Genomic DNA, 15932 nt, shown 5'->3' on the forward strand with positions numbered 1-15932 from the left:
ACGTCAGGCGACCGGTGCCGCGTGCAGTTCCGCGCTGGCCTGGGTCTGCGCCTGCCGCGCCAGCGATGCCTTGGCGGCGATCGAGCGGATGGCGTCGGTCACATCGGCGAGCGGGACGTGGCTGCTCAGCCGCTGGAACGTGTCGCGGCTGTTGTAGCCGGATCCGTCCTTCAGATATTGCTCGTACATCGCCAGCAGTTCGGTGCAGGCGGCGGTCAGGGTGTCCACGTTGCCCCTGGCCAGGGCGTGGCCGATCTGGTCCAGGCTGTGCAGGCAGTCGGAGAGCCAATGCAGGTCGTAGCGCGCGCTGCTCAGCTCCGGCGCGTTGTGGCCGCGGCTGTAGGCGCTGTAGCGGCGGATGCTCCGGGCCACCCGCGCCACGTGCGCGAGCAGCGTGCCGATCTCCGCGGAAATGTCCAGGCGTTCCATCACCAGGATCGGCACCGGTGGCCGCTCCACGGCCTGCTCGGCCGGCGGCGCGTCCTGCTGCGCCTGCAGTTCCAGCGTCTGCCGCAGGCTGGCGTAGGCCTGTTGCAGCGCCTCCAGCTCGCGCGCGCTGACGGCCGCACGCGCCTTCATCTGCGACAGCGCGGCCTGGTGGCGGGCGAGGCTGTCCTGCACGCTCGCCTGTTGTTGTTGTTCGCGGCGCAGGCGGCCGAAGAAAACCCAGGCGAGAACGGTGGCGGTGATCGCCCAGAGCGCGACGGCGGGAGTCAGGTAGATCAGGATGCCCATGAAGGCTCCTCGAAACGTTGCATCTCTTGTCGGCGCCGGTTCGGCGATCTTGAGCCCGCGTGTCGCAAGGCGTGACCGCGTTCCAGTTGCGCGCCGTTCGCGCGCGATCCGGGTGGCCGCGGATGCGGCGCCCGCCAGCGCGGCGGCTTGGCCTGCGCTATTTGCCCAGCCTGGTCAGGACCGCGTTGACTTCGTATTCCCTGGGCACCTCCCCGGTACAGCCGCCGGCGCGCCGATAGACGCAGTAGGCCTTGCTGGAGCACCCCAGCAGCGCGTATTCCGGGGCCAGCGGCGGGGCCTGTGCCACCGACAGCACGGTGTCGTAGGCGCTGCGGTAACGCAATGCGGCGGCGTGGTCGTCGCGCGTGTCGAACAGGTAGATCGGGGTCTGGCGACCGTACAGGGCGTAGGCGGCGCTCAGTGGATTCGGTGGCCGGTACAACGCCATTCCGCAGGTGTCAGGGTCGGCGCCGGCCAGTTGCATCGCCGCGATCAAGGGGCGCCCGGATTTCCAGTAGCGTTTCACCGGCCCGGTGGTGGCCACCAGCAGCGAGGCCAGCAGCCACAGCAGCAGCGCCTGCCCGCACAGAAGCTGCAGACGCAGATCGTCGCCGGCGGCGCGGCGCTGCAGCGCGTCGACGGTGCCGAACGCGGCCAGCACCACCAGCAGCGTGGTGGAGAGCAGGACGAAGCGGTATTCCTTGTGCGGGATCAACGAATGCATCAACAGGTTGACCAGCGCTACCGCCAGCAGGACCGGGTAGCGCCGCGCGCCGAGGATGGCCAGCGGCAGGATGCCCAGCGCCGCGAGCCGCCACTGGTTGCAGATCCGGGTCAGATACCAGTACGCCGGTTTGGTGCCGAAGCTGGCGCTTTTCTGCTCCACCAGGTTGATGTGGAAGTTGGCGTAGATCCAGCGCAACGGCGGCTGTCCTGCGACCAGCATGTCCACCGCCGCATCCACGCCCAGGCCGAGCAGGCCACCGGCTGCCAGCCACAGCCAGGCACGCCAGCGCAGGCCGCAGGCCCAGGCCGCAAGCACGAACAGCGCCGGCGCCAGCTGGAAGCGCGCCGAGAAGCACAGGCCGAGCAGCAGCCCGGCGCCTGCATAGGTGGCCCGGGTGCGCTGCGCCAACGGCCGCGTGAGCAGCAGCGCGGCCGGAAAGAACAGCGCCATCGCCACCGGTTCGGACATCGCCCGCGGCCCGAAATAGACCAGTTCGGCCCAGATCGCGGCGACCACGCCGGCCATCGCGCCATGCAGCCGCGACAGGCGCATCCCCATGCCGGTGGCGCAGGCGACGGTGGACAGCGACAGCAGCACCAGCATCAGGCGCGGCAATGCCAAGGTCAGGCCGCCATCGGGCGCCAGCCAGGCGCCCAGCCGCATCGGCATGGCCAGCAAGGCGGGGATCAGCCAGGTGCGGATGCCGTCGCGGTATTCCCATGCCACCACCCAGTGCCCGAACACGAGGCGATGCGCCGGTTCCAGGTATTGCCAGATCTCGTCGGGGTGGTGGTAGTTGCTCGGCACCATCGCCAGCAACCGCAGCAGCAGCGCCAGCCCCAGCACGCCTGCGAACATGCGCCGATCGGTGGACCACCACCACGCCAGGCGCGAGACGCCTGGCGTGCCGCCAACCGGCGGCTGGAGTTGGGCCGCAGGCGAACCGGACATGGGCGCGTGCATCAGCGCGACGACACGCGCAGCTCGACCGCCACCGCCTCGGCTTGCGGCGGATTCAACGTCGACGACCATGCCGTGCGCTTGGCCGCATGATAGTTCCACAACGCGGCAGCCACGCTGCCGGCGCCCGTCGCCAGCGCCCAGTTGACGCCGGCCGCGTGCAAGGCCCAGCCGATGCTTTCGTTGACGAACGCACCGAACATGCAGGCCAGATAGAACATCAGCAGGCCGCTGAGCATGCGTGCGCCACGTAGGCGGCAGTGGCGAAACGTCAGGATGTTGTTCATCAGGAAATTGCAGGTCATCGCCGCCATGATCGCCACCAGTTGCCCGACCCAGAACGGGCAGCCGGCATGCAGCAGCGCCCACAACGCAGTCAGATGCACTGCCAGGCCGCCCAGCCCGACCGCGAAGAACAAGGCCATCTGCGCCGGCAGCAGCCCGCGCGTGCGCTTTTCCAACAGCAGGGTCAGCAGGTCGGCCACCACGCGCGGATCCATCTTGGACACGCCGCCGCGGCGCTCGCCCAGTTGCGTGGGCACCTCGGCGGTGTTCGGGCGGCGGCGGCCGGAGGCCACCACGTCCACCAGGATCTTGAAGCCGAGCCCGGACAGGTGCGGACGCACGTCGGCGTACCAGTCGCGGGTCATCGCAAAGCAGCCGCTCATCGGATCGGCCAGCCGCGCGCCGAGCAGCAATTGGGTCAGGCGGACCGCACCGCGGCTCATCGCATGCCGCACCAGGCCCAGCCCGGAGCTGCGGCTGTGCAGATAGCGGCTGGCCACCACGACGTCCTGTCGGCCCTGCTCGAGGAGCCGGAACATCTGTGCGATCAGGCGCGGATCGTGTTGGCCATCGCCGTCCATGATCGCCAGGTACTGTCCACGCGCCGCATCCCATCCGGCGATCGCCGCGGAGGCCAGTCCTCGGCCTTCGCGCCGGCGCAGCAGGCGGATCTGGGGCGTGTGCGCGGCACAGGCCAGGACCGCCTGCGCGGTGAGCTCGTCGTGCGAATCGTCCACCACCACGATCTCGTGATCGATGCCGGCCATCGTTGCGGAGAGTTCGTCCAGGACGCCAGCGATGGCGTCCGACTCGTCCAGCGTGCAGATCACCACGGACAACCTTGGACCGGAAGAGCAGGGGGAAGCGATGCCGATGGACGACATGGATGGCCTTGGCGGACTGGAGTTCGCCGAAGGTTCAAAACCGTCTGTTGCGCTCGATTGGCGAATTGCGCCGTCCGCTGCGATGCGCCAGCACGTGACGGCGCGTGGCATCCGCAAAGCCGCCGCCGATCCGCCCGCGACCCTTGTGCCTGCAATCGATCGGCGTCCGCAGGGCGCGTGCGCGGGCATGGCCGAAAAGCTTGAATCGCCCCTGACTGCTTCGACCGGCATCCTCTCCAGGCCGACAGCCGCAGACCGCTATTGCGCGTATTTGCGCAATGTGCACAGGCTCTGGATTGGCGCGACGATGTCCGGTTTGTGGCCAATACAGCCGCAGCATCGCGGTCGGCGCCGCAGGCTGCCCGGGTCGGGCGGTCGGTGTCGGTCGGCAGACGCGTTCGCTTGCGATGTACGGCGTGTCGCTGTGTGTCCGGCCTGTTGCCACTGGCCGTCACCGGCCTCCAGCGGCTCGCGCAATCCAGCGTTCGGATCGGCCGCGCGTTTCTGCGCGGTAGGCGCGTTGCGTTGATGCCCGCGATGTCTGCGATGCGAGCCGGCATGCCATGCAGCCCCTTGCGAGGCCATGCGCACCCCGCTGCCCCGTGACGCTTGCTTGAGCACGATTGTCGCGATGCGTGGCGGCGGTCCGGTTACGCTCCAGTCGGCGCGCTTTTCGTTGCGTTTGCGCTCGCTCGAACGCGTGGACCGGCATGCAATGCATTCTGCGCAGATCTGGTTCGGGGCGGGCGGCTGTCCAGCAAACGCGACCCTAAGGAATGGGCTTGGACAGCGCCTTCGACTTCGCGTACAGCGCCTTGGCGATCTCGGCATCGCCCAGCGCGGCGCGGCATTCGGCCAGGCTGTCCCAGGCATTGACCGAGTCCGGATACAGGTCGGTGTTGAGGGTGAACACCTTCAGCGCCCTGCCTGCACCGAGACTCTCGCGGATGGCGTAGCCGCTGGCATTGATCGCGCGTTCCCGCTCACTGGCGGGGACGCCGTCGCCATCGCGCAGCCACGCACGCATGGCGTCCGCAGCGCCGGCGCGTTCGTCCATCGCGTAGGCGATCAAGCGTTCGGCGAGGACCGCATGCGGGAACTCCTTCGGCGCGACCTGCGCCATCGTGCTTTCCAACAGCGTGCTGGACCAGACATTGCGGGCGCTGCCGTTGGTGAAGTACACGAATACCCAATAGCCGCTGGCCAGGGTGCCCTTGTAGGCCAGTCTCGCCCGCACGCGGGTGCCGCCATCGTGGCCGACCTGGGTATAGCCATCGCTGCGGGTGGTATCCCATCCGGTGGAAAAGAAGTTGCTGCCGCCGCCGGTCAGCATCTGCGGTTGCCACAGTCTTTCCAGGGTTGCCGTGCGCACCAGCTTGCCGTTGGCCAGCGCCTGCAGGAATCGGTTGATGTCGCCTACGGTGGTCTGCAGGTCGGCGTGGCCCCAGCCGTAGCTCGGCCAGGGGTCTTCATTGGCCGGCTGCAGCGTGCCGTCCTTGCCGATGTACGGCACGGCCGCGCGATCCGGCGGGACGCTGGCCAGGCCCCACGACGTGCTGCGCATCTTCAGTGGCTGCAGGATGCGTTCGCGTGCGATGGCCGGGTAAGGCTTGCGGTAATGCGCTTCCAGCAGGGCAGTCAGCACCAGGTAGTTGGCCTGCGTGTACTGCACACGGCTGCCGGTGGCGAACTGCATCGGTGCCGCGCCGGCAACCTTCAGCGCAGCGGCGAGGTCGGGCGCCACGCCGGGGTAGCCCTTGCTCACCCAACGGTTGTCCACACGGTCGTAGTACTCGGCAATGCCGGAGCTGTGATTGAGGAAATCGCGCACGCGGATCGCCTGCCACGCGGCCGGCAGGTCCGGGACGTAGCGGCTGGCTGGGGCATCCATATCCACCTTGTCCTGATCCACCAGCTGCATCACCAGCGTGCTGGTCAACAGCTTGGCCATCGACTGCGCGGCGAAGATGGAATCGACGGTGGCCGGCACGTGGGTGGCCGGATCGCGTTCGCCGCTGGCGCCCTGGTAGAGCACCTGGCCATTGTGTGCGACCAGCACCGCCTGACCGGCGATGCCATAGCGTTCGCGGTTGGCCTGCAGCTGGGCGTCCAACTGCGAGGCGAGGTCGTGCGGTGTATCCCGAGCCGAAGCAGGCAGGCTGCCGAGCAGGGCGCAGAGCAGTGCGGCAGCAAAGGCGCGAGACATCGCGGTGATCCGTCAGCGGCGATCGCGCATCATCGTCACGACCGGGGACAGGGTCAAGCGTGCGTAGCCGAGCCTTTGCGCGGCTGCTCCTGGATGAGGCAGCGTGCGCCCGGATCCATTGAGCCGATGCCCGGCTCTACGGAAAGAGGGCGCTTGCAGGCAAGCGACCTGCAAGCGCCCAGCGGCACTCGGTCAGCCCACAATCCCAGGCAGATCCAGTCCCTTCTCCTTCGCGCATTCCACCGCGATCTCATACCCCGCATCCGCATGGCGCATCACACCGGTCGCCGGGTCGTTCCACAGCACGCGCGCGATGCGCTTGGCCGCCGCCTCGCTGCCGTCGCAGACGATGACCATGCCGGCGTGCTGGGAGAAGCCCATGCCGACGCCGCCGCCGTGGTGCAGCGAGACCCAGGTGGCGCCGCTGGCGGTGTTGAGCAGGGCGTTGAGCAGCGGCCAGTCGGAGACGGCGTCGGAGCCGTCGGCCATCGCTTCGGTCTCGCGGTTGGGCGAGGCGACGCTGCCTGAATCCAGATGGTCGCGGCCGATCACCACCGGCGCCTTCAACTCGCCGTTGGCCACCATCTCGTTGAACGCCAGACCCAGGCGGTCGCGGTCGCCCAGGCCGACCCAGCAGATGCGCGCCGGCAGGCCCTGGAACTTGATCTTCTCGGCGGCCATGTCCAGCCAGCGGTGCAGGTGCGGGTTGTCCGGGATCAGCTCCTTGACCTTGGCATCGGTCTTGGCGATGTCCTCCGGATCGCCGCTCAGCGCCGCCCAGCGGAACGGGCCGATGCCGCGGCAGAACAGCGGGCGGATGTAGGCGGGCACGAAGCCGGGAAAGTCGAAGGCATTCTCGACGCCTTCTTCCAGCGCCATCTGCCGCAGGTTGTTGCCGTAGTCCACGGTCGGCACGCCCAGCGCGTGGAAAGCGAGCATGGCGCGGATGTGGTTGGCCATCGAGTCGCGCGCGGCGGCCTCGACTTCCTTCGGCGCGCTGGCGCGCTTTTCGTCCCACTGCTCGACGCTCCAGCCCTGCGGCAGGTAACCGTTGACCGGGTCGTGCGCGGAGGTCTGATCGGTCAACAGGTCCGGCTTGACCCCGCGGACCAGCAGCTCGTCCAGCACGTCGGCGACATTGCCGAGCAGGCCGACCGACAGCGGTTTCTTCGCCGTGCACGATTCCTCGATCAGGCGCAGCGCTTCGTCCAGGTCGTCGGTCCAGGTGTCGAGATAGCCGGTGCGCAAGCGCATGTCGATGCTGCTCTTGCGGCATTCCACCGCCAGGCACGAGGCGCCGGCCATCACCGCGGCCAGCGGCTGCGCGCCGCCCATGCCGCCGAGGCCGCCGGTGAACAGCCACTTGCCGGCCAGGCTGCCGGCGTAATGCTGGCGGCCCATCTCGACGAAGGTTTCGTAGGTGCCCTGGACGATGCCTTGCGCGCCGATGTAGATCCAGCTGCCGGCAGTCATCTGGCCGTACATGGCCAGGCCCTTTTTATCGAGCTCGTTGAAGTGGTCCCAGGTGGCCCAGCGCGGCACCAGGTTGGAATTGGCGATCAGCACGCGCGGCGCATCGGCGTGGGTGCGGAACACGCCGACCGGCTTGCCGGATTGCACCAGCAGGGTCTGGTCGTCGTCCAGGCGCTTGAGCGCGGCCACGATCGCGTCGAAGGACTCCCAGTCGCGCGCGGCGCGGCCGATGCCGCCGTACACCACCAGTTCCTGCGGGCGTTCGGCCACGTCCGGATGCAGGTTGTTCATCAGCATGCGCAGCGGCGCTTCGGTCAGCCAGCTCTTGCAGGTGAGGGTGCTGCCGGTGGGCGCTTGGATCGTGCGGGTGGTGTCGAGGCGGGTCATGCGGATTCCTTGATCTGAAGAGTCCGCACATGCAGGTGCGGGGTTTGCGAAGGATTCGCAGCGTCAAACGTTCGTGGAGGGCGGTGCGGGTGCTGGCGAGGAATGCGCGCTGTCGCGGGCGAAGTCCAGGCACGCCTGCAGCACCTGCTGCAGCACCGCGCGCAGCGGCGCGGCGTAGTCCGGCTGCCACGGCGAGGGCCAGTTGTCCGGCGCCACCTCGGCCGGTTCGTGCATGTAGCCGCGGCAGGCCAGTTCCATCTGGATCGCATGCACGCCGCGCCGCGGCGCGGCGTGGTGGCGCGTGCTCCAGCCGCCCTTGAAGCGGCCGTTGCGCACGTGGCTGAAGCCGCTGCCGGCGCAGACCCGTTCGACCGCATCGGCCAGCGCGGGGGCGCAACTGCTGTCGTTCGCGCCGGAGGGCCCGGCGCTGCCGATATTGAACTGCGGCAGTTCGCCGTCGAACAGGTGCGGGATGCGCGAGCGGATCGAATGCGCGTCGTAGACCACGATGGCCGGGTGATGCGCACGCAGGCGCTCGATCTCCGCGTCGAGCGCGGCATGGTAGGGGTCGAACCAGTGCGCACGGCGCGCCGCGATCTCGTCCGCGTCCGGCTCGGCGCCGGGGCGATACAGCGGTTGCGCGTCGAAGGTGGTCAGCGGGCACAAGCCGGTGGTGTTCTGCCCCGGATACAGCGACGTGCCGCCGGGATCGCGATTGACGTCGATGACCGACCGCGAGATCGCGGTGCGCACGGTGGTGGCGCCGAGCGCGGCGGCGAAGGCGTACAGCTGGTCCACCCACCAGTCGGCATCGCGTTGCGCCAGCCACGGCGACACGAAGCGATCGGCCAGCGCTGCCGGCAGCTCGGTGCCGGTATGCGGAAAGCTGACGATCAGCGGCGCATCGCCGCGATGGAGGGTGAGCCAGTCGGGGAGGGTGGTCATGCGGGGCCTCGCTTTTTTTTGTAGGAGCGGCTTCAGCCGCGACCGGGTTTTACCGGTAAGGCCCGGTCGCGGCTGAAGCCGCTCCTACAGGGTCATGATCCGGACGTTGCGTCGGGCAGGGACACATCGACCGCTTCGGCCAGCGCGCCGCCGCGCACCAGCGCCGTGGCGGCCAGCATGTCCGGATGGAAATAGCGGTCGTCCTGCAGCGCCGGCACCTGCGCGCGCAGCAGCGCGCGCGCCGCTTCCAGCGCGGCGCTGGAGGTCAGCGGCGCATGGAAGTCGCAACCCTGCGCGGCGGCCAGCAGTTCGATGCCGACCACGTTGGCCGCGTTCTCGGCCATCGCCAGCAGCCGCCGCGCGCCGTGCGCGGCCATCGACACGTGGTCTTCCTGGTTGGCCGAGGTCGGGATCGAATCGACGCTGGCCGGGTAGGCGCGCTGCTTGTTCTCCGACACCAGCGCGGCGGCGGTGACCTGCGGGATCATGAAGCCGGAGTTGAGCCCCGGCTTCGGAGTCAGGAACGCCGGCAACCCGGACAGCGCCGGATCCACCAGCATGGCGACGCGGCGTTCGCTGATCGAGCCGATCTCGCACACCGCCAGCGCCAGCATGTCGGCGGCGAAGGCCACCGGCTCGGCGTGGAAGTTGCCCCCGGACAGCGCCTCGCCGGTGTCGCTGAACACCAGCGGATTGTCGGACACGCCGTTGGCCTCGATCGCCAGCGTGGTCGCGGCCTGGCGCATCACGTCCAGCGCCGCGCCCATCACCTGCGGCTGGCAGCGCAGGCAGTACGGATCCTGCACGCGCACGTCGTTGTCGCGGTGCGAATCGCGGATCGCCGAGCCGTGCATCAGTTCGCGCAGCGCGGCGGCGGTGGCGATCTGCCCGCGCTGCCCGCGCAAGGCGTGGATGCGCGGATCGAACGGCGTGTCCGACCCCTTCGCCGCTTCGGTGGACAGCGCGCCGGCGACCAGCGCGGCATGGAACACGCGTTCGATCTCGAACAGCCCGGCCAACGCGTAGGCGGTGGAATACTGGGTGCCGTTGAGCAGCGCCAGACCTTCCTTGGCGCCCAGCGCCAGCGGCTGCAGCCCGGCCTGCGCCAACGCCTGCGCGGCGGGCAGGCGCTGGCCGCCGACGAAGGCCTCGCCGACCCCGATCATCACCGTGGCCAGATGCGCCAGCGGCGCCAGGTCGCCGGAGGCGCCCACCGAACCCTGGCACGGCACCACCGGGATCACGTCGTGCCGCAACAACGCTTCCAGCAGCGCCAGCGTGGCCGGGCGCACGCCGGACGCGCCCTGCGCCAGGCTGGCCAGCTTCAGCGCCAGCATCAGCCGCACCACCGGCACCGGCATCGGCTCGCCGACACCGGCCGCATGCGACAGCACGATATTGCGCTGCAGGGTATCCAGGTCTTCGCGCTCGATGCGCACGCTGGCCAGCTTGCCGAAGCCGGTATTGATGCCGTACACCGGCGCACCCTTGGCGACGATCGCCTCCACCGTCTGCGCGCTGCGCAGCACCGCCTCGGCGCAGGCAGGATCCAGGCGCACGCCGGCGCCGCGGTACACGGCGCGCCACTGTGCCAGGCTCACTGCGCCCGGGCGCAGCACGATCTCGTTGCTCATTGTCCCCTCCAGATGCGCGCATGCAGCGGGTTGAAGCCCATGCGATAGACCAGTTCGGCCGGTTGTTCGATGTCCCAGATCGCCAGGTCGCACTGCAGCCCGGCGCGCAGCCGGCCGACCTGTTCGTAGCGTCCGAGCGCGCGCGCCGCCTCGCGGGTGAAGCCGGCGATGCATTCGGCCACGCTCATGCGGAACAGCGTCGCCGCCAGGTTCATCGCCAGCAGTGGGCTGGTCAGCGGCGAGGTGCCGGGATTGCAGTCGGTGGCCAGCGCGCGCGGCACGCCGGCGGCGCGCAGTGCGGCGATCGGCGGCAGCTGCGTGTCGCGGGTGAAGTAGAACGCGCCCGGCAGCAGCACCGCCACGGTGCCGGCGGCCGCCATCGCGGCGATGCCGGCGTCGTCCAGGTACTCGACGTGGTCGGCCGAGCGCGCGCCGTAGCGCGCCGCCAGCGCCGCGCCACCCTGATTGGATAGCTGTTCGGCATGGATCTTCAGCGCCAGGCCATGCCGCTGCGCGGCCTGGAACACCTGCTCGGTCTGCGCCGGGGTGAAGGCGAGATGCTCGCAGAACACGTCCACCGCCTCGGCCAGGCCTTGTGCGGCGACGGCGGGAATCATCCGCTCGCAGACTTCGTCGATATAGGCCTGCGCCTCGGCGCCCGGCGGCACCGCGTGCGCGCCGAGGAAGGTCGGCGCCACCGCGACCGCGCGCAGTTCGCCCAGGCGCCGCGCCACCCGCAGCATGCGCAGTTCGTCGTCCAGAGTCAGTCCGTAGCCCGACTTGATCTCCACCGTGGTTACGCCTTCGGCGAGCAGCGCGTCCAGCCGTGGCAGGCTGGCGGCGAGCAGTGCAGCTTCGTCCGCGGCGCGGGTGGCGCGCACGGTGGCGACGATGCCGCCGCCGGCACGGGCGATGTCGGCGTAGCTGGCGCCGAGCAGGCGTTGCTCGAACTCGCCGGCGCGGTTGCCGGCGTAGACCAGGTGGGTATGGCAGTCGATCAGGCCCGGGCCGATCCAGCGTCCGCCGCAATCGACGCTGTGCTGCGCGGCCAACGGTTCCGGCAGCGCCGCGGCGGCGCCGGCATAGACGATGCGTCCGTCGCGGCAGGCGACCACGCCGTCGCGGACCAGGCCCAGGCCGCCGTCGTCGGCGTCCAGGGTCATCAGGTGAGCGTTGTGCCAGAGCGTGTCGCAGGGCATGGTCACGGGCGGGCTCGTCGGTTATTTTGTATATACAATATTGTGGTCGACGGAGGGTGTCCAGTGCAGACCCTGGCGCAGCAACAGGCAGGCGGGAACGAGGCGGCGAGCGGTTTCTGGTGCGCGCAGGCGCTGCTGCCGGACGGCTGGGCGCGCGACGTGCGGATCGAGGTGCGTGGCGGGCGCATCGCCGCGGTGCAGTCCGGCGTGGCCGCGGCGTCCGGCGACCATGCGCTGGCGATCGCCGTGCCCGGGCTGGGCAACCTGCACAGCCACGCGTTCCAGCGCGGCATGGCCGGGCTGACCGAGGTCGGCGGCCGCAGCGGCGACAGTTTCTGGAGCTGGCGCGAGCTGATGTACCGCTTCCTGCAGCGGCTGGACCCGGACAGCATGCAGGCCATCGCCGAACAGGCCTACGTGGAAATGCTCGAGGCCGGCTTCACCCGGGTCGGCGAATTCCATTACCTGCACCACGCCGCCGATGGCCGGCCATATGCCGACCGCGCCGAAATGGCGCAGCGCCTGGCCGCCGCCGCGCACAACAGCGGCATCGGCCTGACCCTGCTGCCGGTGTTCTACGCGCATGCCGATTTCGGCGGCGCCGCGCCGAACCCGGCGCAGCGGCGGCTGATCCACGACGTGGACGGTTACGCCGAACTGCTCGACGGCAGCCGCCGCGCGCTGCGCGGCCTCGACGACGCGGTGCTGGGCATCGCCCCGCACAGCCTGCGCGCGGTGACCCCGGACGAACTGGCCGCGCTGCTGCCGCTGTGCGACGGCCCGGTGCACATCCACATCGCCGAGCAGACCCGCGAGGTCGAGGCCTGCCTGGCCTGGAGCGGGCAGCGGCCGGTGCAGTGGTTGCTGGCGCATGCGCCGGTGGACGCGCGCTGGTGCCTGGTCCATGCCACTCACGTCGACGCCGCCGAAGTGCAGGCCATCGCCGCCAGCGGCGCGGTGGTCGGCCTGTGCCCGATCACCGAGGCCAACCTCGGCGACGGACTGTTCCCGATGCGCGCGTTCGTCGAGGCCGGTGGCCGCTTCGGCGTCGGCTCCGATTCCAACGTGCTGATCGACGCGGCCGAAGAGTTGCGCCTGCTCGAGTACGGCCAGCGCCTGCAGCTGCGCGGGCGCAACGTGCTCGCTGGGGACGCCGCGCAGTCCAGCGGCCGTTTCCTGTTCCAGTCCGCGGCGCAGGGCGCGGCGCAGGCGCTGTGCGTGGAACAGGGCCTGCGCGTCGGCGTGCCGGCCGATCTGGTCGAACTGGATCCTGCGCATCCTGCGCTGTGCGCGCGCAGCGGCGACGCCTTGCTGGACAGCTGGATCTTCGCCGCGCGGCGCGGCGCGGTGCGCTCGGTCTGGCGCAACGGCCGCGCACTGGTGCGCGAGGGCCGCCATCCTCGCCGCGATGCGGTCGCTGCGGCTTATGCGCGCGCGCTGACCGCGCTGTTGGACGCATGATCCGGCAGCGCCTGCGGCACGCTGCCGCGCGGACGCGCCGATGAGCCCGTCCCGGCCCGCGGCGACGCTCAACCACCGCATCCGCAGCGATATCGAAGGCCGCATCCGCAGCGGCGAATGGCCGCCGGGCCATCGCATCCCGTTCGAGCACGAACTGATGGCGCAGTACGCCTGCTCGCGGATGACGGTCAACAAGGTGCTGGCGCTGCTCGCCGACGCCGGCATGATCGAGCGCCGCCGCCGCGCCGGCTCGTTCGTGGCGCGGCCGCATCCGCACATGGAACAGGTGGCGCTGGAGATCCCCGACATTCCGGTCGAGGTCGCCGCGCGCGGCCATGCCTATCGCTTCGAACTGCTGGATCGGCGCCAGCGCGCGCCGCGCGCCGAACTGCCGCAGGAGGCCGAGGTCGCTGCCGCCGGCACGCTGCTGTCGCTGCACTGCCTGCATTTCGCCGACGGGCGCCCGTTCGCGCTGGAGGAGCGGGTGATCAATCCGGTGGCGGTGCCGGAAGCGCTGCGGATGGATTTCGCGGTCGTCGTGCCCGGCAGCTGGCTGCTGCAGCACGTGCCGTGGACTCGCGCCGAGCACCGCATCAGCGCCGTCGGCGCCAACCCCGCGCAGGCGGCGCGGCTGCAGGTGGCCGCCGGCACCGCCTGCCTGCTGATCGACCGGCAGACCTGGCGCGGCGAACAGGCCGTCACCTTCGTGCGCCAGGTGTTCCTCGGCGACACCTACGACCTGGTCGCGCGCTTCTCACCGGGCGTGCGTTGAGCGCCACGCGGCATGCGAAACCCGCCGTGTCGCAGGCGACCGATGCTGCGCTGCCGCACGCTGCGCGTCCGCGCCGTACCCCGGCGTGCGTTTGTCCTGCCTGCCGCACTCTGGCAAGTTAGCGGCCAGGACGGGGCGAGGGGCCGCGGCCGCAGCACGAGGGATGGTTCGGCATGACGTATTTCGTTACGGGCGCCACCGGTTTCATCGGCCGTTATCTGATGGCCAACCTGATGCGGCGCAAAGGCCTCATCCACGTCCTGGTCCGCAAGGAGTCGCAACGCAAGTTCGATGCGCTGGTGCGCGAGCAGGGCTGGGACGCCAAGCGCCTGGTCGTGCTGCACGGCGATGTCGGTGCCGACTGTTGCGGCCTGGACGAGGCGCAACGCAAGACGCTGCACGGCAAGGTCAAGCACTTTTTCCATCTGGCCGCGCTGTACGACCTCACCGCCAAGGCCGAGGCGCAGCGCGTGGCCAATCTCGACGGCACCCGCAACGCGCTGGAGCTGGCCGCGCAGATCGGCGCCGGCGTCTTCCACCACACCAGTTCGATCGCGGTGGCCGGGCTGTACCCGGGCATCTTCCGCGAAGACATGTTCGAAGAGGCCGAAGGCCTGGACGATCCCTACCTGCGCACCAAGCACGACGCCGAGGCGCTGGTGCGCGCGGAAACCCGGATCAAGTGGCGGATCTACCGCCCCGGCATGGTGGTCGGCGATTCGCGCACGGGCGCGATCGACAAGATCGACGGGCCGTACTACTTCTTCCCGCTGATCAAGAAGCTGCGCCAGCTGCTGCCGCCGTGGGCGCCGATGCTGGGCATCGAGGGCGGGCGCATCAACCTGGTGCCGGTGGATTTCGTCGCCGATGCGATGGACCACATCGCGCACAAGCCCAAGCTCGACGGCCACACCTTCCATCTCACCGATCCGGAGCCGCTGCGCGTGGGCGAGGTGCTCAACGTGTTCTGCCGCGCCGGCCATGCGCCGGAAATGACCTTGCGGGTGGATGCGCGGATGTTCGCGTTCGTGCCAGCGGGGATCCGTGCCGCGGTCGGCGGGCTGCCGCCGATCCGCCGCTTCACCGGCATGCTGCTGCGCGATTTCCGCATCCCGCGCGAGGTGCTGAAGTTCATCACCTATCCCACGCGCTTCGACAGCCGCGAGACCGAGCGCGCGCTGAAGGGCAGCGGCATCGCCGTGCCGCGGCTGGAAGACTATGCCTGGCGCCTGTGGGACCACTGGGAACGGCACCTGGACCCGGACCTGTTCGTGGACCGCACGCTGAAGGGCAAGGTGCGCGGCAAGGTGGTGCTGATCACCGGCGGCTCCTCCGGCATCGGCCTGGCCACCGCGCAGCGCGTCGCCGAAGCCGGCGCCACCACGATCATCGTCGCCCGCGGCGAACAGGAACTGTTTGCCGCACGCGATGCGATGAACGCCAAGGGCGGCAAGGTGTTCGCCTATACCGCCGACCTGTCCGACCTGGCCGGCTGCGATGCGCTGCTCAAGACCGTGCTCGAAGCGCACGGCCACGTCGACGTGCTGATCAACAACGCCGGCCGCTCGATCCGCCGCTCGATCGAACTCAGCTATGACCGCTTCCACGATTTCGAGCGCACCATGCAGCTGAACTACTTCGGCAGCCTGCGCCTGATCATGGGCGTGCTGCCGGGCATGACCGGGCGGCGCAAGGGCCACATCATCAACGTCAGCTCGATCGGCGTGCTGGCCAATTCGCCGCGTTTCTCCGCCTACGTGGCCTCCAAGGCGGCGCTGGACGCGTGGAGCCGCTGCGCGCAGGGCGAGCTGTCCGGCAAGGGCATCAGCTTCACCACGGTCAACATGCCGCTGGTGAAGACGCCGATGATCGCGCCGACCAAGATGTACGACAGCGTGCCGACGCTGAGCGTGGAGGAAGCCGCCGATCTGATGGTCAAGGCGATCATCGAGCGCCCGAGCCGGGTGGCGACGCGGCTGGGCATCTTCGCCGCGCTGGTCAACGCGGTGGCGCCGAAGGCCTACGAGGTGGTGATGAACACCGCCTTCGAACTGTTCCCGGATTCGGCCGCGGCCAAGGGCGACCGCAAGGCGCTACGCGAGGCCAAGCCCAGCCAGGAGCAGATCGCGTTCGCGGCGCTGATGCGGGGCGTGCATTGGTGATGGGCCGGGATTTGGGATTGGGGATTCGCAAGAGCGATAGCACCTGCGAGTCCATCTTCCCGCTGCTGCATCCGGCGCGGCAAAAAGCGCTTTTACCAATGA

11 protein-coding genes are annotated in these 15932 nt (G+C 69.7%); 3 read left to right on the plus strand and 8 right to left on the minus strand.

The features are described 5' to 3' along the window. Window positions 1–3: 3 nt before the first annotated feature. The 8 genes from H9658_RS01520 to hutI form a co-directional block, all read right to left on the minus strand. Window positions 4–735 carry a hypothetical protein gene (locus H9658_RS01520; RefSeq protein ID WP_179565023.1) on the minus strand — a complete coding sequence of 244 codons (732 nt, stop codon included), beginning with the start codon at window positions 733–735 and terminating at the stop codon, window positions 4–6. Between the two features lie 157 nt (window positions 736–892). Further along, the gene (locus tag H9658_RS01525; RefSeq protein ID WP_191824103.1) at window positions 893–2413 is read right to left on the minus strand and encodes a glycosyltransferase family protein; all 1521 of its coding nucleotides are present in this window, start codon (window positions 2411–2413) and stop codon (window positions 893–895) included. Window positions 2414–2424: 11 nt separating this feature from the next. Then, on the minus strand, window positions 2425–3780 hold the full coding sequence (locus H9658_RS01530; protein WP_191824104.1) for a glycosyltransferase: 1356 nt from the start codon (window positions 3778–3780) through the stop codon (window positions 2425–2427). Between the two features lie 580 nt (window positions 3781–4360). After that, a complete protein-coding gene (locus tag H9658_RS01535) occupies window positions 4361–5797 on the minus strand; it encodes a serine hydrolase domain-containing protein (RefSeq protein ID WP_191824105.1) in 1437 nt (478 codons plus the stop codon). 192 nt (window positions 5798–5989) lie between these two features. Then, window positions 5990–7657, minus strand: coding sequence for a urocanate hydratase (gene hutU, locus H9658_RS01540; RefSeq protein ID WP_191824106.1), 1668 nt, complete (start codon window positions 7655–7657; stop codon window positions 5990–5992). Window positions 7658–7720: 63 nt separating this feature from the next. Further along, a complete protein-coding gene (gene hutG, locus H9658_RS01545) occupies window positions 7721–8602 on the minus strand; it encodes an N-formylglutamate deformylase (RefSeq protein ID WP_191824107.1) in 882 nt (293 codons plus the stop codon). Between the two features lie 92 nt (window positions 8603–8694). Further along, window positions 8695–10236 carry a histidine ammonia-lyase gene (gene hutH, locus H9658_RS01550; RefSeq protein WP_191824108.1) on the minus strand — a complete coding sequence of 514 codons (1542 nt, stop codon included), beginning with the start codon at window positions 10234–10236 and terminating at the stop codon, window positions 8695–8697. Beyond that, window positions 10233–11435, minus strand: a complete 1203-nt coding sequence (gene hutI / locus H9658_RS01555; protein WP_191824269.1) for an imidazolonepropionase — start codon at window positions 11433–11435, stop codon at window positions 10233–10235. Before hutI ends, hutH begins: the two co-directional genes overlap by 4 nt. A 63-nt stretch (window positions 11436–11498) precedes the next feature. Here hutI and H9658_RS01560 point away from each other — a divergent pair, with 63 nt between their 5' ends. The 3 genes from H9658_RS01560 (at window position 11499) to H9658_RS01570 (ending at window position 15830) form a co-directional block, all read left to right on the plus strand. Further along, window positions 11499–12896 carry a formimidoylglutamate deiminase gene (locus H9658_RS01560; protein WP_191824109.1) on the plus strand — a complete coding sequence of 466 codons (1398 nt, stop codon included), beginning with the start codon at window positions 11499–11501 and terminating at the stop codon, window positions 12894–12896. A 40-nt stretch (window positions 12897–12936) separates the two neighbouring features. Next, window positions 12937–13668 carry a histidine utilization repressor gene (gene hutC, locus H9658_RS01565; RefSeq protein ID WP_191824110.1) on the plus strand — a complete coding sequence of 244 codons (732 nt, stop codon included), beginning with the start codon at window positions 12937–12939 and terminating at the stop codon, window positions 13666–13668. Window positions 13669–13841: 173 nt separating this feature from the next. Next, window positions 13842–15830, plus strand: coding sequence for an SDR family oxidoreductase (locus H9658_RS01570; protein ID WP_191824111.1), 1989 nt, complete (start codon window positions 13842–13844; stop codon window positions 15828–15830). Window positions 15831–15932: the final 102 nt, after the last annotated feature.

Origin of the sequence: Xanthomonas bonasiae (genome assembly GCF_014836395.1) — a bacterium.
In the GTDB taxonomy this organism is placed as follows: domain Bacteria; phylum Pseudomonadota; class Gammaproteobacteria; order Xanthomonadales; family Xanthomonadaceae; genus Xanthomonas_A; species Xanthomonas_A bonasiae.

Coding starts and splice junctions, on each gene's coding strand:
- H9658_RS01520 (WP_179565023.1), bottom strand. CDS start 735: ATGGGCATCCTGATCTACCTGACTCCCGCCGTCGCGCTCTGGGCGATC.
- H9658_RS01525 (WP_191824103.1), bottom strand. CDS start 2,413: ATGTCCGGTTCGCCTGCGGCCCAACTCCAGCCGCCGGTTGGCGGCACG.
- H9658_RS01530 (WP_191824104.1), bottom strand. CDS start 3,780: ATGCCCGCGCACGCGCCCTGCGGACGCCGATCGATTGCAGGCACAAGG.
- H9658_RS01535 (WP_191824105.1), bottom strand. CDS start 5,797: ATGTCTCGCGCCTTTGCTGCCGCACTGCTCTGCGCCCTGCTCGGCAGC.
- hutU (WP_191824106.1), bottom strand. CDS start 7,657: ATGACCCGCCTCGACACCACCCGCACGATCCAAGCGCCCACCGGCAGC.
- hutG (WP_191824107.1), bottom strand. CDS start 8,602: ATGACCACCCTCCCCGACTGGCTCACCCTCCATCGCGGCGATGCGCCG.
- hutH (WP_191824108.1), bottom strand. CDS start 10,236: ATGAGCAACGAGATCGTGCTGCGCCCGGGCGCAGTGAGCCTGGCACAG.
- hutI (WP_191824269.1), bottom strand. CDS start 11,435: ATGCCCTGCGACACGCTCTGGCACAACGCTCACCTGATGACCCTGGAC.
- hutC (WP_191824110.1), top strand. CDS start 12,937: ATGAGCCCGTCCCGGCCCGCGGCGACGCTCAACCACCGCATCCGCAGC.
- H9658_RS01570 (WP_191824111.1), top strand. CDS start 13,842: ATGACGTATTTCGTTACGGGCGCCACCGGTTTCATCGGCCGTTATCTG.